Below are 23,671 nucleotides of genomic sequence, written 5' to 3' on the forward strand. Positions count from 1 at the left end.
TCACCAAAAATTGCTACTCTGTCTTTGGGTTTCGAAAGCCCTACTCAGGCGGTTAGGCGCTTACTGACAATCACATGAAGCGATGAAGGCTAATCGAATGAAAATATCAGGTCCTACCATTGAAGTTTTGGCAAACATCATTACAGGTGGAAGCAATAGAGAAAATTCAGGTTATCGCAGTGGGTCTGAGCTGGTAAATTTCTTTTATAGTTTTGGCTCTACTGATATTTATTCCTTCGGTTTTCCATCTCGCAAGGATTACGTCATTGATAAGTTGAAAGAATATAATGGCACGAATGCCATGGTAGATATCATCATAGAGGCACTTTATCCTGTACACTCTACCAAAGAGACTCCTAACAATGAAGCTGCCGCAACATTGAATAAACATCTTCAAAAGGACGGATACAAGCTCATTCCAAATAGAATTGATTGCTTCACAGATGAAATAGGCCGACAAACATATGGCGATTTTTTAGTATTTGATGTACAGCCCATCAGTGGCAAAACCGTAGAAATAGCCAATATCACAAAGATAGACCATCAGTTCATTAATGACCAGATCAGGAAAGCTAATGAAAAACTGGCCAAAGGTGACTATGACGGAGCTATTACCAATGCCCGTTCATTGGTTGAGGCATTCCAGGAAGAAATAATCCGTAAAAGTTGCGCAGAAGTTCCGCAATATGATGGCGATCTTCAGAAACTGTACAAAGCAACCAAACAGACCCTGAACCTTGATCCCTCGCAGAAAGACTTGTCGGACACATTAAAACAGATACTGACAGGATTAAATAGTATTATTTCGGGCATCAGCGGGTTAAGCAATAAAATGGCAGACCGTCATTCCAGATCATATAAGCCATCTCATCACCATGCAAAACTGGCTGTGAACGTTGCATTTACATTCTGCGAGTTCTTACTAGATAGTTATGAATATCAACAAAATCAAAAAATAAGCAAAAGCAGTGGGCTTCTTAATACAGAAACACTCTGAAATATTTTAGGACTCAAGGATGAAACAAGTGGTAGATATCATAAATCATACCTTCCTCATTGTCATGTGAAGGTTCACATCCGACAGAGTGCTAGGCCTAGTCGTGGAATGGGTAGAGTTACAGCAAAAAGAATTATTAGATAAATGATGATTTACGAAAGCAGGAATATGCCATTAAACTTAAAATGAATAGGTTGCTGGATATCTACCTGGATAAGGCTATCTCTGAAGATGTGTATATCGGTAAGAATGCGTCCCTGGAACAACAATTGAAAACTATCCGTATCGACAGGCAGTTACATGAAGAAGCGGATGGAAGCTTTAAAAAGACCCTGATAACGGCCTTTAGACTAGCCAATAGAGCCAGTGAACTTTTCGAAAGTTCGAAAATGGCAGAAAAGAGGGAATTGATTAATTTCGTATTTTCGAACCTTGCTTTAAGGGGCAAGAACCTAGAATATTCCTTACGTAAACCCTTTGACATGATGGTCAATTTTGGGAATCGTGAAGAGTGGCTCCCCGGGCCGGACTCGAACCAGCGACCAATTGGTTAACAGCCAACTGCTCTACCACTGAGCTACCGAGGAACACCAAAAAATGGCGGGAGTGACGGGGCTCGAACCCGCGACCTCAGGCGTGACAGGCCTGCGCTCTAACCAACTGAGCTACACCCCCGAAGGGTAACAATCAACTTCAAACAACTTCAAGCATCTTAACTTGCCCCTCTTATGCTACTAAAATAGCGTGGGAAGAACAAGCAAAAAGCTTGAGAAAAACGCGTCTACGCTATTGCGTAGCTTCAGGAGACACCCTATGGTCCAATGACTTTCAGGTGGCTACGCCATCCGAAGCTCGTAAGAGCGAAGGATGGTGGGCGATGACAGGCTCGAACTGCCGACCCCCTCGGTGTAAACGAGATGCTCTACCAACTGAGCTAATCGCCCTGAAGCTAAGGACTATACCTAAAACAACACTGTAGCGCAAGCACAAACCTAACATGAGTATGATTTTTTTTTACATGCATCGGCCACAAAAAAAACCGCCTCTAGAGGCGGTTTTTTTTGGTAAACGCTAACCAACCTGGATTAGTTAACGGCTTCTTTTAAGCCTTTACCAGCAACAAATTTTGGTACTTTACGAGCAGCCACTTTCATCGGCTTGCCTGTCTGTGGATTGCGAAGTGTCTGTGCTTTACGCTGCGCCACTTTAAATGAACCAAAGCCCACGAAATTGCATGTTCCGCCACTTTGAAGCTCTTCACGTATCGCTTCAAAAAAAGCTTCAACTGCTTTTGCAGCAGATGCTTTGGTGATTTCAGCTGTTTCCGCAACCCTGCTTACTAGTTGTTGTTTATTCATAACATACCCTTAAATGAAAGTTAAACGACAATACGATTAAAGCTTATGAGACGCTATTCAACAAATCAATAGCAAAATCACATTTATTGAAAAATTTCCGTCACATATTTTCTATGCAACTAAGGGTTATTTTTGCATTACATTCAACGTCCGCTCAGAAACTGCGAACGTTAGTCTTTATAGTACGATAATGCTCATCTCACACGTTACATTAGCAGGATGTGAAACCAGCTGCTTAATGCAACGCATCTCTTTCTTGATGGTTACGGCGTCCTTTGATTTTAGAAGATTTTTCTCGTATCCCTGTTGATGTAGTTTCCCATATCACAGGTTTGGGCATACGCTCTAGGGCAATGGCCAGCACTTCATCAATGGTTGAGACCGGTATAATCTCAACTTCACCTTTGATGTTATCTTGAATCTCTTCTAGATCTTTCATATTCTTTTTAGGAATAATAACCGTCTTAATACCACCGCGAATCGCCCCCAATAGTTTTTCTTTCAAACCACCAATGGGCAAAACACGTCCACGCAGCGTAATTTCGCCGGTCATCGCCACCGAACTATGAATAGGAATATTGGTCATTGCCGACACAATCGACGTTACCATTCCTACACCCGCAGAAGGACCGTCTTTTGGGACAGCCCCTTCCGGTACGTGCACATGGATATCATGTTTCTGGTACATTTCTGGCGTAATACCAAGCTGTGCACCATGCGAGCGTACATAGCTAGCTGCTGCTTGAATAGATTCCTGCATCACATCACCTAACTTACCCGTGATTTTAATATGCCCCTTCCCTGGCAGACATACCGCCTCCAGAGTCAATAAATCACCACCGACTTCGGTATACGCAAGCCCATTAGTAACACCCACGAAATTTTCTTTCTCTGCTTCGCCAAATGAGAATTTCTTAACCCCGGCAAATTTAGATAGATTTTTCTGGGTAATGGCAACTGATTTTGCCTTTTTAGAAATAATCTGTTTCAATGATTTTCGTGCCATTTTTGCTAATTCGCGTTCGAGGCTCCTTACACCTGCTTCTCGAGTGTAATCCTGAATCAACGTACGCACCGCTTCATCCGAGATTTTCCACTCATTCTTTTTGATACCGTGCTCTTTAATAATACGCGGCAACAAATGACGTTTGGCAATTTCCATTTTTTCGTTTTCGGCATAACCAGCGATACGAATAATTTCCATACGGTCTGCAAGTGGTCGCGGCATATCCAGTGAATTGGCAGTAGCCACAAACATCACATGCGATAAATCATATTCCACTTCAAGATAATGATCCTGGAAAAAAGCATTTTGCTCGGGGTCCAATACTTCAAGCAGTGCCGCTGCCGGGTCTCCACGGTAATCAGACGACATTTTATCAATCTCATCCAATAAAATCAGTGGGTTAGACGTTTTAGCTTTTTTCATCGCTTGAATAATCCGACCAGGCATTGAACCAATATAGGTACGGCGGTGCCCACGAATCTCCGCTTCATCGCGCACACCCCCGAGGGACATTCTGACATACGTCCTCCCTGTGGCTTCAGCAATCGCACGAACAATCGATGTTTTACCCACACCAGGAGGGCCAACCAGACACAAAATAGGGCCGCGCAATTGTTGCGTACGCAATTGTACTGCAAGATATTCAAGAATGCGGTCGTTAATCTTTTCTAACCCGTAATGGTCGCGGTTTAAAATGGTTTCTGCCGTTTCCAAGTCTGAGTGGGTTTTAGAAAATTCATTCCAAGGAAGCATCAATAACCAATCAAGGTAATTGCGGATAACGGTTGCTTCCGGCGCCATCGGATTCATTGATTTTAATTTTTTTAACTCGCCTTTGGCTTTTTCTGCTGCTTCTTTCGATAGTTTCGTTTTTTCAATACGTTCAGAAAGTGTCGCCACTTCATTGCCTAAATCATCCCCGTCATTTAATTCTTTATTCAGCGCTTTGATTTGTTCATTGAGGAAATATTTGCGCTTTTCCTCTTTCATCTGCTCATCCACGCGCTTGCGAACCTTATGCTCTGTTTGCAGCACGCCAATTTCAGCCCCCAAATGATGATAAAGTTTTTCCAGACGGCGCAGGATAGACACCATTTCCAGCATTTCCTGACGTTCGGCGACTTTCAAATTTAAATGAGAGGCAACTGTATCACAAAATGTATCTGGTGCTTGAATGTGTGAAAGACTCGCATAAATTTCAGGTGTAATTTTTTTATTGAGCTTCATGTATTCTTCAAAGCGCGATAATACAGCACGCATCAATGCTTCAACTTCGTATTTATCGCTTTCTTTGATATCCGTTACGATAGGTTCAACCGCAGCTACAAAATACGAACCGCGATCCACCATTTTTAACACACGCGCACGCTCTAACCCCTCCACCAATACTTTTACCGTACCATCAGGTAATTTGAGATATTGCAATACCGAAGCAATGGTTCCAAATGCGTATAGATCAGTCGCAATAGGATCATCCTTTTCTGGATCACGTTGCGTCAACAAGAGAATCTTTTGTTCACCAACCAGATGTTCTTGCAGAGCTTTAGAACCTTTTTTAGGAACATCCCCTGATTTTTGTTCTTCAACCACCACTTCCAATGCTTTTATGGACTTATTTCTGCCCACAAACAAAGGAACAACAATTCCTGGCAGCACCACAATATCCCTTAGTGCCAAAACCGGGTAAACAAATCCAGCCATACCGTAAGCCTCCTATAAGTACAGATGAGTATATCATAGATATGGGGTATTTATCAAAAATGTAAAGAGGGATAAGGGGTATTATTTTAGATGGCTAAAAGGCACACTGCCATTCCCTTTTTTTTGCACGATTCATCCCCAATCTCTTCCTCCTCCTCCCAAAGGAGGAGGAGGAGAAAATAAATAACTATTTTTCGCCGCTGGAAACTTTAGGCGGTTTATGCGTACGTGATGAAGCAGGAACCAGAATTGGTTTGGTTTCGCCCTCGACCACCTTGTCATCAATCACGACTTCGGCAATATCTTCACGGTCTGGTAGTTCAAACATCACATCTAACAAAATGCTTTCAAGGATTGACCTCAATCCACGTGCACCAGTTTTACGCTTAATGGCTTTAGAGGCAACCGAAGCCAAGGCTTCCTTGGTCACCGACAATTGCACACCTTCCATTTCAAACAGCTTTTGATATTGTTTGATCAGCGCATTTTTAGGCTTGGTTAAGATTTCAATCAATGAAACTTCGTCCAAATCCTCAATGGTTGCAATCACTGGTAAACGCCCCACAAACTCAGGGATGAGTCCGAATTTCACCAGATCTTCCGGTTCTACCTTACGCAACAGATCCCCCACTTTCACTTCCTGCGGAGTACGAACATCTGCACCAAAGCCGATGGATGTGCCCTTGCCGCGTTGCTCAATCACTTTTTCAAGACCAGCAAACGCACCCCCGCAAATAAAGAGGATATTGGTAGTGTCCACCTGCAAAAATTCCTGCTGTGGATGCTTACGACCACCTTGCGGCGGAACTGCAGCAACCGTACCTTCCATAATTTTGAGTAATGCCTGCTGAACACCTTCTCCCGATACATCACGCGTAATTGATGGGCTGTCCGACTTGCGCGAAATTTTATCAATTTCATCAATATAAACAATACCACGTTGTGCGCGTTCAACATTATAGTCAGCAGCCTGCAGAAGCCTTAGGATAATATTTTCAACGTCTTCACCAACATAGCCAGCTTCCGTCAGCGTAGTCGCATCCGCCATCGTAAAAGGAACATCCAGGATACGTGCCAACGTTTGTGCAAGCAAGGTTTTACCGCACCCCGTAGGACCAATAAGCAAAATGTTGGATTTATCCAATTCAACATCCGAAGACTGTTCCATATGCGAAATGCGTTTGTAGTGGTTATGCACCGCCACCGATAATACCCGCTTGGCATATTCCTGTCCAATAACATAATCATTGAGGATTTTCTGGATGGTACTTGGATTAGGATACTCCTCACCTTCTTTGGCTACAAGCGCCTTCCCTTCTTCCCTAATAATATCCAAACACAGCTCTACGCATTCATCACAAATGAAAACGGTAGGACCTGCGATTAGTTTTTTAACCTCATGTTGGCTCTTTCCACAGAAAGAACAATAGAGGGTATTTTTAGATTCACGTTCATCCGTTGGCATAATAAACCTTATTTATCAGAGATATTTCATTCGTTTTGGATTAGCTATTTATCTTTATCTTTTTCTTTATTTTTATGAGAACCACCACCCGAGCGATGTTCAATCACTTTATCAATAATTCCAAATTCAATCGCTTCGACAGCCGACATAAAATTATCGCGCTCCATCGCTTTTTGAACATCAACCAGCTTCTTACCCGTATGGTGAACATAAATATTATTCAAGCGGCTTTTGACGCTTAAAATTTCACGTGCATGTATTTCAATATCGGTTGCCTGACCTTGGAAGCCACCAGAAGGCTGATGAATCATAATACGGGCATTAGGCAGCGCATAACGATGACCATCTGCCCCACCAGCAAGTAGTAAAGATCCCATAGAAGCGGCCTGTCCAATGCACAACGTGGTTACTTTGGGGCGGATATATTGCATGGTATCATAGATAGCAAGACCCGATGTCACCACTCCACCTGGAGAATTAATATACATGGAGATATCTTTCTCTGGATTTTCTGATTCCAAGAACAACAACTGGGCAACAACCAGGCTTGCCATATTGTCTTCAACAGGACCGTTCACAAACACAATACGCTCTTTAAGCAAACGCGAGAAAATATCATATGCACGTTCGCCACGGCTTGTCTGCTCAATGACCATTGGTACTAAAGTTGCGACTGTATCATTTATCCGTTCCATAACATTCCTATTCAATTAAACTATTCCTTATCACATCACAAGCCTACCAGAAAAATGTCAGATCTAAAATTGATCTTTTCTCTTCCGGTAGACTTCATGCTTACCCTTTAGCTAGAAGATTATGATTAACGTAAGGTTAACAGCACTAAGAAACGACAACTTCACCAGATTCAACTAATTTAACGAGCTCTTCTGCAGGAACTGTTTTTTCCTTAATTGGCGCCTTCTCCATAATAAAATCGACCACCTTCTCTTCAAGAATTGGGCCTTTTAAATAGTCACGCGCCTGCTCGTTGTTACGATAGTAATCAACCAACATTTGTGGATTGCCACGGAAATTTTTCAGCTGGTCAATAATCGCATGCTGGATATCGCCTTCGGTAACGTTGATATTGTTTTTACGGCCGGTATCAGACAATAAAATACCCAAACGAACCCGTCTAGCCGCCATTTCCTGATACTCTTTGCGCAAATCTTCCTCAGAGGTAGCCTTAAGCTCTTCATCATGCTCACGCTCTTTTTGAATCTTGTTCCAGAGTGAATCAAATTCCAAACCAACCATCTTAGCAGGGATTTCGAATTGATATTGTTTATCCAATATATCAAATAATTCACGCTTCAGTTTGGCACGAGAGATTTTTTGATAATCGCTCTCGATCACCTTTTTAACCTGTTCACGTAACGCATCCAATGTTTCATAACCCTGGTTTTTAGCATATTCATCATTGATTTCAGGGACGTGCATCTGAGCAATTTCTTGAACGGTTACATCGAACTCGGCAGGTTTACCAGCCAGTTCGGTTGAATGATAATCAGCTGGGAAATCCACTTTCACTGTTACTTGGTCTCCAACTTTAGCGCCTTTAAGCTGATCTTCAAATCCTGGAATAAAGGTATTAGAGCCCAAAATCAGTTTAGAGCCACTTGCTGTACCACCCTCAAATGCCACACCATCGATTTTGCCAACAAAATCAATCGTAACCTCATCATTGTCCTCAGCCTTATGAGAGGCATCTTCAATTTTCTTAGCGAACTTGGACCACTGGGCCAAACGATCGATCCCTTTCGTGATTTCTGCTTCATCCACTTGGACAACCGAGCGCTCAAGCTCCAGTTTGCTAAAATCGATATCAGGCGTTTCTGGATAGGTTTCAAGGGTCACTTTAAAAACAAAATCCTTACCGTCTTCATACTCGTCAAAATCTAAATCAGGAGTCAATGCAGGACGAATTTTCCGCTCCTGGAACAAATGGAAAACAGCATCCTGGATCACGTGGTTGATGGTGTCATTTACTAATGACTCGCCATATCGTTTTTTAATGATGGCAACGGGTACTTTTCCCTTTCTGAAACCAGGAACTTGTGCGGTCTCCTGGATACGGCTTACCTCTTTATCCATATGCGATTCAATCACGTTTGCCGTGATTTTAATCTCATAAAAATGACTCAAACCTTCAACTTTTTCCTGGGTAACTGTAAATGCCATGGATATCCTCTTCCAAAAGAACGTTTATAACTCAAATAGTTAACAGCCCGCCGTTAATAAGTCGGGTGCAACATTAGCTTCTCTTCAACGCGTTAGCAGCATTAATCGCACCACCCCCCGTAGGAGGATGGTGCGGGTGGAGGGACTTGAACCCCCACGACCGAAATCGCTAGGACCTAAACCTAGTGCGTCTGCCAATTCCGCCACACCCGCTAATCACGAAAACACAGAAACATCTCATTTAACCCAAATTAATGGATTATGCAAGCAATTAACACCTAAAACTTGAAAATCCCCGATTTGAGAGGAGGCTTAGGCGAATTATTTCTTGGTTTTCGTATTATTTTTTTGATGATCCCTTTGTAGAGCCTCAAGAATAGTTATAATTTGTGTTCGTTCTCTCAACAATACCTCCCTAGGTAAAGGAATCAATCCGTTGTCAATCGTATAGCCATATTGTCCTAATGCCTTATCACTGAGCAATTCTTTCACAAATTCAACAATGCCAGGCACAAATCCAACATTTTCAGCCTTGATATAAACATAGAGTAACCGAGAGATGCTGTATTTACCACTAATAATTGAATCAAAGTCAGGATCGACTCCCGCTATTAACGTTGCTTTAAGCACATCCTGATTTTGATCTAAGAAACTAAAACCGAAAATCCCTAAAGCATCTGGATTATGGATCAGTTTCTGAACAATCAAATTATCATTTTCACCAGCTTCCACAAAAACGCCGTCTTCACGCATCTGCCTACATTTTTTTTTAAGGACTTCTTTATCAGGATAGTGCGCCTTGAATTCCGGAAGCTGTTTACATTCCTCCTCCAACACCAAATCACTAAATGCATCCCGTGTTCCCGATGACGTAGGCGGACCGTAAATAAGGATTGGCCGGTGCGCTAGCTGTGGTGAAATTTCATCCCAATAACGATAATGATTAGGAACTAACCTTCCTTCTACAGGAATCAATTTTGCCAAAGCCAGAAATAATTCTTTTCTGGTTATCGAAAGAGTTTCGGTCTTGCGCAGCGCAGCAAGAACGATACCATCGTAGCCAATTTTAATCTCGATTGGATTCTTAACCCCATTCTTGAGGCATAATTCTCTTTCCCCGTCTTTGATAGGACGTGAGGCATCGGCAATATCAGGGTATTTAAGTCCTGTACCAGAACAGAATATCTTAAAACCGCCTCCAGTTCCGGTTGCTTCAACAACAGGTGTTTTATATCGGCTTTCTCGACCGAATTCCTCGGAAACTGACGTCACAAATGGATACACAGTCGACGATCCTACAGCATGGATATAGTCGCGCGCCAACGCATGAGGCGCACACAGGCACACCAAGCCACTTAACAATATTGCTAATCCCATTTTCATACTAGAACCCTAAACAGCCTTAGGCACATCTTACACCCTAAGACAACAACTCCGTATAGCCAACTGATCACTTAAAGTCAAGATTCAAACCATTTTCAACCACTCATAATTGACGATCCCTTGCTTAACCAATGTATATCGTGTAATAAAAGAGGCCTGTTTTCATCTCATTCTTTGGAATAATTATCCATGCCACGGCATAAACCATTAGCCCCTTTTAAAGAAGGCATCTTAATGCTCGCCATAGGAGTGATTGGGATTATTGTTGCCGTGTGCTATAACTTATGGCGTGACTACAAGCAGATTGATGAGCTTGTCTATAAAAAACTAGCAGGAATGGAATCCAAATTAACACATACGTTTGATTACACTCATTCTGTTTTGCAAATCATGTCCAGGACCATTCGTGTCAATTACGAAGATCCTAATTATATCAGTTCACTCTTGCGTGATTACAGTTATGCCACTAAATCTGCCTATTCCAGTGCCTGGACCATTTTCTCCTGGGCTAATAATCAGCATTATATTACGGTTGACGCTTTCTTTGGAATCATGGAACAACCGTATGATTTATCGTCACGCGATTACATTACCTACACAGTACAGCATCCTGGAATCCTGCATTTAGGCAAACCAGTCTATGGTTCAACCAGTCGCCGCTGGATGATTCCGGGAGGGTTAGGCGTTACCGACATCGATGGCACATTTATCGGCACGTTGACGATCGGTTTTGATATCGAAAAAATCACTCAGGTTTTACAGGGCGAAACTAATTCTGATTCACTTCAATTTGCGCTGCTTAACCTCCAAGGCGAACCCGTCATCAAATCCGACCCTACCTTACAAGAATTTGATCAAGTTAAAATTACTGCTTCCCCGAATTATCCGTCCGTAAGCATCCGCGATTTTATCAGCAGTGATCTTAAATTTTCTAAACAGGATGGGCGATGGGCACAAACCGATCATCGTTTTTATTTTTACAGAGTTCAGGGATACCCTTATATTCTCTATGCCAATCTTGATTCTAGTTTTATTTTTAATGAATTATTACGATCCAGCGTTCAGAAATCGGGCCCATTGATCGCCTTTTTAGTAATAGTGATTACCCTTTTCTTCATTGCACGATACCGACAAAATTATTTGATGAACCGGATTCATTCAGCTTCAAGCCTACTTAAAAGAGCCTCTGTTTCTAAAGAAGAATTCCTGTCACAAATCGTATTTGAACTTAGAAACCCCCTTTCCATGGTAATCTCTATTTCAGAAACCATGCAGCAAGAAACATTTGGAACAATCCCAGAACATTATAAGAATTTCATCAAGGATATTGAACTCTATAGCCGTGATGCGCTTGATTTTATTGATGATGTAAGTGATCTCAGCCATGCATCATCTTTATCACACGCGTTCCAAGTTGTTCCCTTTGACATCGGCGCGATTATACGCAGATCTATGAACCAAAATATGTCCCTGTCGATGCACCGGCAGATACGGTTGCAAAGCCATATTGAACATCAATTGCCTAAACTGCTTTCAGATCCCAAACGAATTAAACAAATTCTCAATCATTTTATCCGTAATGCCATTTCAGTTTCCAATAATTTCAGCACGATCACCGTTGGTGCAAAAAGTCATGAAGACAAAGTTGAAGTGTTTGTTGCCGATAAAGGTTTGGGGCTGACTTCATCAGAAATAGACATTTTATTAGGTAAGCAACATATTCTTGATGGCTCTCCCTCCACCCATATCAATCCAACAGGCCTAGGTCTAAAACTAGTAGCCCATCTCTGTCAAAATCTGGGAATTGATTTTTCTATCGAAAGCGAAAAAGGACAAGGCACGCGAATGATCCTTCGCTTTCCTAAAGAAAAAATAGATTGGATGAAAGATAGGTCCAAACTCTAGATTACCAGACTCACCAGCGCATCCTTTAACATAGAATGTTCCTCTACTTCAATCCTCACCCAACTGGCATCATGATTAGCGCCTGGCATGACTCCTGGAGGACAATGGTTGGAAGCACAAAATTTATTTAGTTCAAAAAGTTCAGTAGCCGACGAAAACAAGAGACAGAAGTGCTGAATAGAGGTTATTCATAGGTTCACATATAGCCACCCGGCGTTACATCGTTCTACGGATTGAATGATGGTTTCCGGCTAAAGAATGCACACGCATAAATATCTTTCTTTAGGAATGATTATTAGACAATATAATGTTAACCTAGTGTGCAATAAGCTACACAACCCTGTTTTTGGAATACCCATGAAAATAATGGTACTTGGCCTCTCTAAAGCCCTCACTCACCACGAATTACTCGATCTATTCAAACCTTTTGGCCATGTTCAATCCTGTACCCTGGTAATGGATAAAGTTGCAGGAACCTCGAAAGGCTTCGGTTTTATTGAAATGCCGAACGAACAAGAAGCTCTCGCTGCGATTGCTGCCCTCAATAAAACGAGGGTTGCTGGCGGTCGAATTCGGGTAAAACGTGCTGAAGAAACCGACAAAGAATAAAGCATCATCGCTAGTCCCCATCTTTATTTCTTCTTTATACATTATTGTCAAATACTCACTGCACCTATATGCTTATTGTGTCATGATAACATTTGCCGTTCATTTTTAAGGGATCATCATTATGAAAACACATTTTCTCAGCACAACTGCTTTAGTCATTGCACTTGCATTCAGCCCAATCGCCGCATCTTCCGCTCGTGCGCACCAAATGGGTAAAGATGCTCTGGTAAGCTCACCCAATGCTGAATCGGCACCTTATGACCTCCAATTTCTTGATACCATTATCGAGCAGCATAGCGAGGGTATGATTATCTTCCAACTGGCTGCTGAAATGGCACAAAACCAGGAAGTCCGGAATTATGCCCAGATGATGTTAGATGGCGAACAACAGGAAATCCCATTCATACAGGATATTCGCCATGCTATCGCCCCTAATGCACCGGAAGCCATTAACATGAAATTGCCAGGCATGATGGCACTGGATGGTTATAGGCTTGAACATACCCAAGGCAAAAAATTCGACCAGCTTTTTCTTGATATGGCTATTAAACATCATCAAGGTGGGATCACCATGGCACGCAATGCCATAAAACATGGACAAAACCAACGTGTCAAAGACAGGGCACAGATCATTATCGATCGAATGACAAAAGAAATAACCGACATGAAACACATGCGTGCGGCTGTAAAATAAATCTAGATGTTGCCCGTGAAGAGTCATGGCGCCAAGAGTGCGATCCCTCTTCACGGACATAACCAATCACGATTGGTTTGAATCCCCACCTATCTATTTTGGCCCAATCTACTTTGGCCCAATCTACTTTGGCTAGTTGACCGCGGTTGATTTACCACGCTTTGGAGAGTATGTTTATACTCCTGTAATTCAGGACGGTTTTGGATATGTTCTGATAATGTTGCTTTTTTATAGTTTGAAATCTTACCTTCAAACGAGACGATCTCCTGTTGATTAAACCAGATAAAAGGGTCCGTAGCTAACGTAGGGTTTTGTTCAATTATACCTATCGCTACGTCTATCTCTCCTGCATTAATAGCGTATTGAAATCTAATCGCACCAGCAGCAAATCGCAAATTACCAATTTGGCTTCTCATATTAGAGGTAACCCGGTCAGAGAGAGTATCAAGCGTAGTACCTGCTCCCATACGCCCCTCAAGAGCAATATTAATATCATCACAAGCTTCGTTATTTGCATATGCTTTTCGAATTTCACGAACAGAACGGACAATGGTTAATTCCAATTCATGCCATTGATGATCCATTTTATCTGCGATCTTATTCAATTCATCCGCAAATAATGGATGTTGAAATACACTCATAGGATATTGCGTATCCCTAACCATCGCTAACATAACATGCTCTGGTGTTGGGCAGGAATAAAATTCAAACGCATCACCATAATCAATACCGGCGACTCTTTTATTTGCGATAATCCCAAAATTCCCTTCATTTACGTCTTTATTGGTAATAACAATATTGATAGAAAGAATTCTCAAAAGGTCAGGATATAGAAGAATCAGATGCGCAAAATATTCACCATATTTTTGTCTTATAGTAGCAGGGCTATCATGTTTCTCGAGTTCAATAGGCGCTACTTCCTGAAAGTCACGCACATACGTTGAAGCCAAATAAACCGCTGCATCCACTCCACATACTAAAAAAACTTTGGGAGCTGATTCTTTGCCAGCGAAGAAACGCGCTATATCCGAGGCTAATTTTTCAATGACATTTGCATCAGCCATGGATTGCTGATCTTTAATCATAATCAAACGATCTGAAAAACCGTTTTTGGCATGCACAACGGCACCAGGGTTGAATCCCTTGGTTTTGGGTGCCACCAGATTGAAATCACTGATGGATCGAGGCTCACCAGGCTGGTGCTTGGTAAATAGCGGCTGACTATTTTTAACGGTTGCAAGTTCGGTGATAACACTCTTATTTTGGTTTTGAGCACCTTCGTTAGATCGCTGATTATTTCGACGCAACTCGGCTAACTTCTTATTCCCAAAATGAACTAAACACGTTAAAAACGCTTGCTGGTTTTGTTCATATGGAATCTCACTCTTACAAAGCAGAAAATCCTTCGGGTATTGTGTATGTAAATGTTGACTAAACGCCATTAAACGTTCATGTGCATCGCCAAATCGATCGTTAATACCACCTGGTTTAAACCATTTTCGAATGGTGTTGAGCGCTTGTACTGTTTTTCTATAGGTTCTTTTATTCCTTTTGCCTTCAGCCTTATCACAGGCTAACGATTGACTAACGTTGTTCGTCAAACATTCTGTCAATGGAAACCCTGCTTCAACAGCAGACACAATCATGCCTGAAATCAGGGCTTTTACACTGCTTGTTAAATATAAGCCAAACGAGTAATGATCCAGCCACGAGAGTGTAAAATGTCTTAAATCATCCGGTGTTAGAGCACGCTGTTTGATACACGTTTCTGCAAATAATCGCCCCTCATGAAAAAGATTATGAGGATTAACATCCTCCTTAAGTGCATGAATAGGTAATCCCGCGTCTTCAGGAAAATGTGATTGGGCCCATTTGAACGCTTCAGATACACCGGCTCTTTCTTCCAAAAACATAGCTAAAAACCGCTGACTATCTTCTGTGTTATAGAATCCAGCAGGCACAGGAAGATTAATGTATGAATTGATTTTAGCCCAAGCGTTAGATGTCAGGTGATTCTGTATACTGGCTATGGTTATAGTATCGTCTTCAATCATGTTGGTGAGTAATCTGTATCTTCCATTCAATTGCGTTTTTTGGATAGGATCAAGACAATTAGAACCCAATTCTGCTTTTATGTTGATTGCAAGCGCATTTAGTTCATCACGTCTATTGCTTATGATTTTATCAAAGAACTGGGCAGTCATTACCTCCATTTGAAAAGCGGTAAAATTTTGAGAGACAACATCCTTATTAAAACGCTTTAAAGTATCATTGACTTGTTTTTGTCCAGCGTTAGGCGTTCCTTTGAAATATCCCCAATTTTCTTTTAAAAAACATTTTAAAAACTTTTTAGGAGTTTGTTTATCGTAAAAAATGGGCGCAATCAGCGCATAAAGTTCCTTTCCAACTATTTTCTCTTGGTTCACAATTATTTGTAAGGAACCCTGTTGATTTTTTTGATCGGCCCAATCAAACATAACGCCGCCAGCTACCTCAATCGGCGTACCTACTGTAAAATTATCGCCTCGATGAGGAACGGCGTATTGCATCACCACAAAAGGTATTGTTTGTGCAGGCCCACCTCTATCTCCGAAGCGCAAATTGTGAACCGCGTTAAATGCCCGCGTAATCTCCGCATGGGTTAATAAAGGATATTTCTTGTTTATGTATTTTATGACATCACTTATATTTGATTGCCCTGATTCCAACACATAAAACATATTTCTTAGAAATGAACCGAATTGGAGAGTGGTGCCTTTTCTAGATGATTTGATTGCCCCTTTAAACGACGCTCCTAATACTTTGTATTTTTTCTTATCTTGCGGCGCCTGATCTTCCCGACCGTCCACATCCTCTTCAATATCTTTGCCAAATTTTAAGAATCGGGTTAGAAACCGATGAATACTACCGGGATGAATTTGTATAAAGGCCTGATTACCCTTATAAGCTAAATCAATCTTCGTAATGCCCGCTGCAAGAAGTGTCGCCGCCAAACGTTGCGCACCCTCTTTATGACCTGGCAAAAAATTAAAAATAATAGAATGATGCCCCAAGCCCACGTAGAAAGAATCTTCTTGCAATTCAGTGAGTTTATTAATCAACACCTTGTGCATTTTATAGAGCACATTCTCACAGGCATGTATCCCGTCGATCATGTAAATAGGATTAGATTTAAGTGGTGTAAAATAGTTAGCGTTTTTGTGCCTGCTTGCATAGAAATTTTTAAATCGTCCATCGCTTTCAAAAGGTAGGGCATTTAAATTATCCAATCGAACCATTTCCAATTCGGCATCCTGATCATTTACTATAATATTATCGAATTTCACTTAATATCCATTCATCATTAATTTTAATTATAAATAACATTATACTGCTATAACTTATTTTTATAAATCTATATTATTTGATATCTTTTTGACTCCAATAAATGCGTCAATTCCACACACAAAATGACCCTTTAAAACGTAGTAAGCGAGTCGGAAGTGCTGCTTAAATGCGAACATTCAGGATCGTTAGCCGTCCCTTCAACGCATAACTCACTTGGAAATACACCCAAGTAGCCCCCGACGTTCACACGTCAGCGGCTACATTGAGGACAGATATTATTGACGCTTAAGTGACGGAGCCATACTGATGTTGTCCTTAGCCTTTTGACGGCTTACTTGGTCTACCTTTCTATCTAATGTCACAGTATTGCGATTAAGATCTCTTTCTTGATTTAAGTTTCTCACAGATTGAACAATGAAATTACTTTGACTTTCAGAATGCTTATAAATATGCACAGCAATTTTGGTAAGCAACAGTTCCGCCATATCTTTGGTCAGAAGGAGATCGGGCGTATCAATATGTCCTTTGGTGGTAATGATGGATTGGGTAATTTTGTTTTTTACGCCTGTGGTTTCGTCACGCTTAACGAGTGTTAAAGAATCAAGTGAGAAAAGCTCCTTAGCATACTTTTCTACCGGAAGCTTGCCCTTATAGTCGTATGCGCCCTTTTCCCATGAACCGTCAAGTTTTCCACACGCATTAATTGCAGCCATTTGTACATCCAACAAGGTATAGATATTATCTGCTGGAATAAATTGATGTTGATTTTTAATAAATGTTTTCTTGTAAGGGACACCTTCTCTGCTTCTTTTGTCTGAAACTTTATCTAATTTTCCCATACATTGCTTTGTTTGTAAAGTACGTAAATCACGTAAAGCAAGTGGGACAAAATTAGCCAACTTAGAATCCTTCGAGTTTACATTATTGAAATCCAAAGCTTTTTCTAAAAAGACAACAGACTCTTGTGCGGAGAGAAGAATGACGTTGTTATCAATCAACAACAGGTCAGAGTAACCATTCTCAAGCAGGGTCTGATGGAGACGCTTAGCATTATCAGAATCCGCAAAACCGATACGGATACAACCCAAGGTCAGCGCAATCTGAGGCATTTCGGCTAAATATGTTTCATGATCGGCAAGGGTCAAATCAACCGAATCTGCACCTTTACCACATTTGGCCACGAGTGTCAGAGCGATTTTATCCTCAATGGGCGTTACTTTATCAGAAACTTGTTCTTTCCATGGATTCTTGAAATCATGTCTCCACACAAGCTGAGGCGTTTGTGGCTGATGAAGATCAACAGGAATTTTTTCGCTTATTTCCTTGCGGTATTGCAGTTCATCTTTAACAGAGAATGGGAAATTAAGTTCATTATAGACCGACTGGACTAAATACTGTTGCAAGTCGTGTCGATTATGAATACGCGGCATTTTAAACTCATCTATTGATGTGCTAAGGGTAAGAGCCGCAATGTTGTTTCTGGGCTCCAAAATACGTTCAACGTCAGGATGCTTCATCATTTCTGCTATGGCATCTTGGGCAATAGCCATAGCCATAGGCAATGTAAAGAATGATTTTGAATGAAAATCGGTGGATCCCTTTTCAAATTTACCACCGCTTTGTCCCATAAAGTGGTCGATAGCACTATCAATATACGCTTCTAAATTTTTCTTTTTATCGGTAGCGAATAGTTCTCCCACTAGATTATTCGTCGTTTCTATAAGGATACGTCTCTTAAGGCTTTCAACACTTATGGTAAAGAGTCTTGGAATTTGCTGGTCATATCTGATATACTTTTTATAAGCTTTACCACTATGCCCATCGGTGGCTTTAATTGATTTTAATTTGTCTTGTGCATAGGCATATTGAAGTTTTCTAATATCACGAGCAACCAATTGAACAAAATTCTCCAAATGAGGGTTAGCTTCACTTGCATTAAAATCGAGTGTATGTCCTAAGAAATAGGGCACAAGCACAGGTGGGATCATTACACAATGCGAAAAACCCTCATCTGGTTTACCAAGGCGATAATAAGGCCTTGCCATGGCTTGTACGAAGGGCGATTCAAATTTTTGATCGGCTTTTTTAAGGGTTTGGCACAACCTTTCTGCTTGTTGTTGCGTCTGTACCCCAATAAATATTGCACCAAATTCAAGGGCAACAACTGGATTAGCCCCATGAAGCTGCAAGCCAAATTTTTCATTTAAACAACGCTCAATACGTTGTTCTGGAGTAACTGATCCTTTGTTCCTTTTATTGGCTATAGTGGCCTTATAGGGATTGGCGTAGCTCTCATTAACGGGATACGGCTCGGCGACTTCACTTATGCCACTATTAGAAACCCTAGGCTGTCGATTAGAACCCATAGTCATTTTTCTTACTCTCGCTTTAGACATATTATCTCCTTGCTTACTTCCGATGAACGAATACTGAATTATCTATAAATATTTACAAATTGAAGCTCCATTATACTAGGAATAGAAATCTGTTCAATGCTAATAATGTTAAATATTTTTTAAATAAAATTCCAACGAATACGAATGATCCATAGTTTAGTTGCTACCAGTTTTATATATTCTCAACGGTTCTCCCCCCACTTTTGGGAAATGAGTTTGGTGGAACGCTTGTCGAAGGGGACTAGTCTTGAAATTGCATGCAACAAAAGAAGCCATCCCCAGCGGTGTCACAATCGACGCAACGGCACCGCTTAGGGTCGTTGTCGACGAGATTCTTGCAAAATGCACTGAAAAAGACCACGGGAGCTGCTAGATATTGGTTGCAAGCCCCCCCCCGCTTGCAACGTGCCATTGATGCGGTAACACGCGCAGTTCACCACGTCTAGAATGCCACACATTTCATCTACAGCCATCGCCGTCTTAAATACACCTCAGAGCTATCTGCGGCTATCATGACCATCGATGAACGTTCCACCTTATCAATTAACGAGATTGTGCACCAACCTGTGGCTTCATAAACTGCTTCACTAGTGTATTGCCCTGTTCTTCATAGTGATTATAACCATAGGATGTCCCCAGTCGAGGTGCAACTTGCTGCATGCCCTCCGAGCTGAATGATGCCAGTCATAATTTTTCATGGCATCAATCTCGACACATACCTGGGCCAGCTTACTAAAAATTGCTTGATAAGCTTCTTCTGGCAGATGTTTCTGTAATACAGCATCCCTTTCTTGGAGTGGCAAATTGATAAGACTGTTCAAAAGCGTTTTATCTAGGTCACCGGCGACATTAAAGGAGACTGACAATTCAGCCAAGAGGTGATTTTTAATTTCTGCGCTTAAGCCTTTACGCACGTCACGCTCAAAAGTAAAGATAGTAAGGTTTCATCTAAGGGGGATTCAATATTTAACATTGAATAATATAAAATATTGGGAAATCGGTTGGAATGTTTAAATATGTAATTAAAGTCCAACAAATCTATGTTATGTTCCACGATATGACAGATCAAAAGCATAAAGGTATTCTATGAAAGACGACGTTAATCAAATCAAAGACCAAATCAAACAATTTGCTGCAATCGAAGATGATTTCGAATGCACGATTGATGCTGTGAGACTCATTAACGTAGTAGTATTAAGCTCTGGCCATATCTTTAGTGAAGATTCTGTTCCAAAGATGAACAACTCAAACCCATTTACACGTGTTAATTTCGATGAAAACTCAATTCTGAAGTCAGAAGCATTAAATCTATTTTTTAGGCATTATCATGAGGACACATTAGATGCCAGCGACTTAAAACCAAATAAAGACGATGGCATATTATGGCCATCCATACTGCTTTGCTCTACCACCGGTTTGCCGATGAATTGTCCCGTACTTGCAAAAGATGGGAAACTCTATGATAAAGAAAGTCTCCTAGATCCAATAACAAAAGCACCTCTCACCATTTTTTCCGATAAAATTGTTCTTTTAAGTAATTTTAAGGAATTTTATGAAAAAAACGTGGTGATTCCACGAAAACAAAAAGAAGCTGATGAATTGGCAAAGAAAATGGCAGCGGAGGAAATAAAATTAGAGGCTCCAGAATCTGCGGGTCAGCTTCTTGAAAGTTCAAAGGTAATTCTAACTTCTTATATAGATAAGCATCAGTTGGATTTTAATTCTTCGCTTACAGGCTTGCCTTTAGAAGGACCTTTATTTGTAGGGAATACGGGAAATGTTTATGATCAAGCTTCATTGGATTACCTTAAAACAATCACTGGAAATTTAGACCTAAGTTTGATTGATGAAAAAACTTGCCACAAGAGCCGAAGTTTGTCAAAATTATTGTCGTCGGTAAGAAAAGATAAATGGGACACATTAATAACACGGGAAACAAATGGGTATATTTATCCTGCTTGTTTTGTGAGCGAACAATCAGGAAATCTCCTTGAAAATCCGGTTCTTGCAAGTAATGGAAAATTCTATGAACAAGGTGAAATTAACCTTGGAGATTTTGATTCAGAAGGTAACGAAATCACTTTTGTGAGTGAGAGAGTTGAGCTTTTGGCTCAGCTAATCAGTGGCTGTAGCCAAGAAATAATGTTACAGTCGCCTTATCCCGTCGATCTGAGACCTGAAGAAAATAATCCTCGTCAGGTTAAAAATCCAAAACGTGAACGAATTCTTTTGAATTCTCACATATTATCAGTATTGGATTCATTCTCAGACGCTTCAACTCGTTCTAAATTGATTCAAACGTTTAATCGTAACTATAATCAATCAGTAGACCAGGAAAGCCTTGAGACTGCATTAAAAGCAATTCTTTTGAAGGATGGAGGTGGAACGCATATAAAATTATTTAACATAATTCAAGAATGGGACGTTGATAAGGGCTATAAGTTTCAATCGGACATAGCGTTAAGAGACGCATTATATAGAGAAATAAACGCGCATAATCGTACTGCCTCTGCCTTTTGTCTTATAGTAGACGCTGATCAATGTATTGATGAAATGCTTGCACTCACGCGCATACCTGCTATTAATGAGAATTATGCCAACCACAAATACTCTCAGGTAAACCCAAAAAATCAACCTCAATCATATTTTTATGAGAATATTTTTGCCCTCCCAGGAGCTCCTAGATTCTCCGTTATCACTGAAGACAAATCCCGGCCTAATCTACGCCAGAATAATCAGTTGCCTCAATCGTATTCGTATGGCAATCGTTACCAGAATTATCAACAAGATCTGCCTAATTCCAACGTTAAAATTATGATTGACCTGCCGAATTATTCAGCTCCTTCAAGCGAGCTCGGGTACTATAATCTGCCGCCTCAACCATCTCCTGTTCCTACTAGAAACGCATCTCTTCCTTCACACGGTTTAAACCCATCACAAAACAATAATATTTCAAAATCTGAACGCAAATTAAATGAATTAAATGAAAAGGTTTTAGTTAAGACTAGAAAATTGGTTTCTTCTAAAGGTTATAGTTATGAACAGGATTTAGAATTAAAATATCGCTTAAAATCAAAAGTCATTAGGTATAATAATAAGAAAAAACAAAGCTCTTTTGAAAAACGAGTGGATAATTTGGTTGATAATCTTCTTGATAGCCGAATGCTCCCTGCGAAGAAAGAGGAGGCCTTTACGGCATTAAATATTGTTTTGGGATTGAATGCCCCAGAGCCCCATGAAATTAACTCTTATAAGGATAATTTGAAAAAACTTATCGAAGAGGAATATGGCTATACACAAGATCCATTTGAGTCATTCATATCTAGAATAAGAAATTTGGGTAACAATCAACTACCCTATGGTAATCCACTCAGATGGCCAAAGAGCCAAAAACGAAGAGGTGAAGCACTTTTGGATATTGATTCCTATTTAACTAAATGTATAGAAGTCGCACGTGATCCTAGAAAAACGGCGCAGGATATAAAGGGTTATGAAAAAAAACGTGTTTATCCTTTGAAGCCTTTGGTGCTGACTCTCCCAAATGAATTAAGCAATCAAATACTTGTTGCGGCAAAAAGGGCTACAGGGTTAAAGCGCAACAGTAGAATTCATAAAAACGGATTGATTCCTTTTGAGCAATCGATCATACGTGATATTGATGCGATAGTCGCAACCAGCAATGTTAAACCTTATATTAAAAAGGCAGTGACATCAATTCCCGCAGAATCGCGTGCCGAAAGCATTAGAAATTTAACCTTTGACATAATTTACAGTATAGCAGAGAAGAAAAGTGGTGTAGAGAAGAAAAGAGGTAGATAATAGGAATTGGAAGGTTCTGCAAGATAATTATAGAGTTTTGCGTCATCTGTCACATTCTATCCTTCAAGCAAGATTATTTTTGTCCTAGGGATAGAAAGGTAAAAACCACGCCGCTGATAATCAAGCGGCCGCCTAATGCCATCGCAAGACTGAGTTGTTCATACAGAAACACAACGAAAAGCAGCGCTCCAAAAAGCGGAGCCAGCAGCATAAAAGCAGCCACGTGATGCGTAGGGTACCGCTGGAGCAGCTTCGGATCAAGATATGGCAAGAGGGGCGGACGAATTAACATAATATACATATCCAATATGAATTTTAGATATACCCCCAGAAGTGCCCCCCAAATTCTTTTTAGCTTGTTTAAAAGTCTTTGTTAACAAACTTCTTGCTTCTGATAAATGCTGCAATTACAATACCATCTATTTTCAGCCCATTCAATTCCATAGATAATAAATTTTAACGAACTGATCACGCCATATACGAGAAGGAGGCGGCATAATGAAAATTGAGATCGTCCAGGAATTAACATTAACCTTTGAAGGCCATGCTCAACAGACTGAAACAGGTGTTGAATACTGGTTAGCACGGGATATTCAGCATCTGCGGGGTTATGCGCACTGGAAAAACTTTATAAACGTATTAAATAAGGCAAAAACTGCTTGTGAAGTTTCTGGTCACCACATCATAGACCATTTTGCCGATATCGGAAAAATGGTCGATCTTGGTTCTGGTAGCCGCCGTGAAATCGATGATATCATGCTTACCCGTTACGCCTGTTATCTTACCTCACACACGGATTGTAATTATTATGCCATCTAATTTTAACTTGA

Annotated in this window: 15 protein-coding genes, 4 tRNA genes and 1 pseudogene; 6 read left to right on the plus strand and 14 right to left on the minus strand. The window is 40.7% G+C overall.

The window, feature by feature from the left end:
- Positions 1 to 97 precede the first annotated feature (97 nt).
- Positions 98 to 997 carry an abortive infection family protein gene (locus IPP74_04090; GenBank protein MBL0318466.1) on the plus strand — a complete coding sequence of 300 codons (900 nt, stop codon included), beginning with the start codon at positions 98 to 100 and terminating at the stop codon, positions 995 to 997.
- A gap of 512 nt (positions 998 to 1,509) precedes the next feature.
- On the opposite strand, the gene IPP74_04095 is transcribed toward IPP74_04090, so the two are convergent.
- The 10 genes from IPP74_04095 to IPP74_04140 form a co-directional block, all read right to left on the minus strand.
- Positions 1,510 to 1,584 (minus strand) — tRNA-Asn (locus tag IPP74_04095).
- An 11-nt stretch (positions 1,585 to 1,595) separates the two neighbouring features.
- Positions 1,596 to 1,672: transfer RNA gene (locus IPP74_04100), tRNA-Asp, on the minus strand.
- 193 nt (positions 1,673 to 1,865) lie between these two features.
- Positions 1,866 to 1,941 (minus strand) — tRNA-Val (locus IPP74_04105).
- Between the two features lie 141 nt (positions 1,942 to 2,082).
- Entirely contained in the window at positions 2,083 to 2,355 is a 273-nt protein-coding gene (locus IPP74_04110) for an HU family DNA-binding protein (GenBank protein ID MBL0318467.1), read from the minus strand.
- A 235-nt stretch (positions 2,356 to 2,590) separates the two neighbouring features.
- Complete coding sequence (gene lon / locus IPP74_04115; protein MBL0318468.1) at positions 2,591 to 5,062, minus strand: endopeptidase La; 2,472 nt, start codon at positions 5,060 to 5,062, stop codon at positions 2,591 to 2,593.
- 187 nt (positions 5,063 to 5,249) lie between these two features.
- On the minus strand, positions 5,250 to 6,527 hold the full coding sequence (gene clpX / locus IPP74_04120; GenBank protein ID MBL0318469.1) for an ATP-dependent Clp protease ATP-binding subunit ClpX: 1,278 nt from the start codon (positions 6,525 to 6,527) through the stop codon (positions 5,250 to 5,252).
- A gap of 44 nt (positions 6,528 to 6,571) precedes the next feature.
- Positions 6,572 to 7,222 (minus strand): ATP-dependent Clp endopeptidase proteolytic subunit ClpP, encoded by a 651-nt coding sequence (clpP, locus tag IPP74_04125; GenBank protein MBL0318470.1) that lies wholly within the window; start codon positions 7,220 to 7,222, stop codon positions 6,572 to 6,574.
- A 145-nt stretch (positions 7,223 to 7,367) separates the two neighbouring features.
- Positions 7,368 to 8,708: a trigger factor gene (locus tag IPP74_04130; GenBank protein ID MBL0318471.1), complete on the minus strand. Its 1,341-nt coding sequence runs from the start codon at positions 8,706 to 8,708 to the stop codon at positions 7,368 to 7,370.
- Positions 8,709 to 8,836: 128 nt separating this feature from the next.
- Positions 8,837 to 8,921: transfer RNA gene (locus tag IPP74_04135), tRNA-Leu, on the minus strand.
- A 108-nt stretch (positions 8,922 to 9,029) separates the two neighbouring features.
- Positions 9,030 to 10,091, minus strand: a complete 1,062-nt coding sequence (locus tag IPP74_04140) for a substrate-binding domain-containing protein (GenBank protein ID MBL0318472.1) — start codon at positions 10,089 to 10,091, stop codon at positions 9,030 to 9,032.
- Positions 10,092 to 10,280: 189 nt separating this feature from the next.
- On the opposite strand from IPP74_04140, the gene IPP74_04145 reads away from it, so the two are divergent.
- From IPP74_04145 to IPP74_04155, 3 genes are all read left to right on the plus strand, one after another.
- Positions 10,281 to 11,996 (plus strand): hypothetical protein, encoded by a 1,716-nt coding sequence (locus IPP74_04145; protein MBL0318473.1) that lies wholly within the window; start codon positions 10,281 to 10,283, stop codon positions 11,994 to 11,996.
- A 357-nt stretch (positions 11,997 to 12,353) separates the two neighbouring features.
- On the plus strand, positions 12,354 to 12,605 hold the full coding sequence (locus tag IPP74_04150) for an RNA-binding protein (protein MBL0318474.1): 252 nt from the start codon (positions 12,354 to 12,356) through the stop codon (positions 12,603 to 12,605).
- A gap of 121 nt (positions 12,606 to 12,726) precedes the next feature.
- Positions 12,727 to 13,299: a DUF305 domain-containing protein gene (locus IPP74_04155; GenBank protein MBL0318475.1), complete on the plus strand. Its 573-nt coding sequence runs from the start codon at positions 12,727 to 12,729 to the stop codon at positions 13,297 to 13,299.
- A gap of 89 nt (positions 13,300 to 13,388) precedes the next feature.
- On the opposite strand, the gene IPP74_04160 is transcribed toward IPP74_04155, so the two are convergent.
- The 3 genes from IPP74_04160 to IPP74_04170 form a co-directional block, all read right to left on the minus strand.
- Positions 13,389 to 16,625 (minus strand): hypothetical protein, encoded by a 3,237-nt coding sequence (locus IPP74_04160; protein MBL0318476.1) that lies wholly within the window; start codon positions 16,623 to 16,625, stop codon positions 13,389 to 13,391.
- A 276-nt stretch (positions 16,626 to 16,901) separates the two neighbouring features.
- Entirely contained in the window at positions 16,902 to 18,815 is a 1,914-nt protein-coding gene (locus tag IPP74_04165; GenBank protein MBL0318477.1) for a hypothetical protein, read from the minus strand.
- A gap of 794 nt (positions 18,816 to 19,609) precedes the next feature.
- A complete protein-coding gene (locus tag IPP74_04170) occupies positions 19,610 to 19,936 on the minus strand; it encodes a hypothetical protein (protein ID MBL0318478.1) in 327 nt (108 codons plus the stop codon).
- Positions 19,937 to 20,108: 172 nt separating this feature from the next.
- Here IPP74_04170 and IPP74_04175 point away from each other — a divergent pair, with 172 nt between their 5' ends.
- Positions 20,109 to 22,841 carry a hypothetical protein gene (locus tag IPP74_04175; GenBank protein ID MBL0318479.1) on the plus strand — a complete coding sequence of 911 codons (2,733 nt, stop codon included), beginning with the start codon at positions 20,109 to 20,111 and terminating at the stop codon, positions 22,839 to 22,841.
- Between the two features lie 73 nt (positions 22,842 to 22,914).
- Here IPP74_04175 and IPP74_04180 read toward each other — a convergent pair whose 3' ends face one another.
- Positions 22,915 to 23,133 (minus strand): hypothetical protein, encoded by a 219-nt coding sequence (locus IPP74_04180; GenBank protein ID MBL0318480.1) that lies wholly within the window; start codon positions 23,131 to 23,133, stop codon positions 22,915 to 22,917.
- Between the two features lie 206 nt (positions 23,134 to 23,339).
- On the opposite strand from IPP74_04180, the pseudogene IPP74_04185 reads away from it, so the two are divergent.
- Positions 23,340 to 23,624, plus strand: a pseudogene (locus IPP74_04185) (DNA damage-inducible protein D).
- Positions 23,625 to 23,671: the final 47 nt, after the last annotated feature.

It is taken from the genome of Alphaproteobacteria bacterium (assembly GCA_016722515.1).
Taxonomy (GTDB): Bacteria; Pseudomonadota; Alphaproteobacteria; order Rickettsiales; family JADKJE01; genus JADKJE01.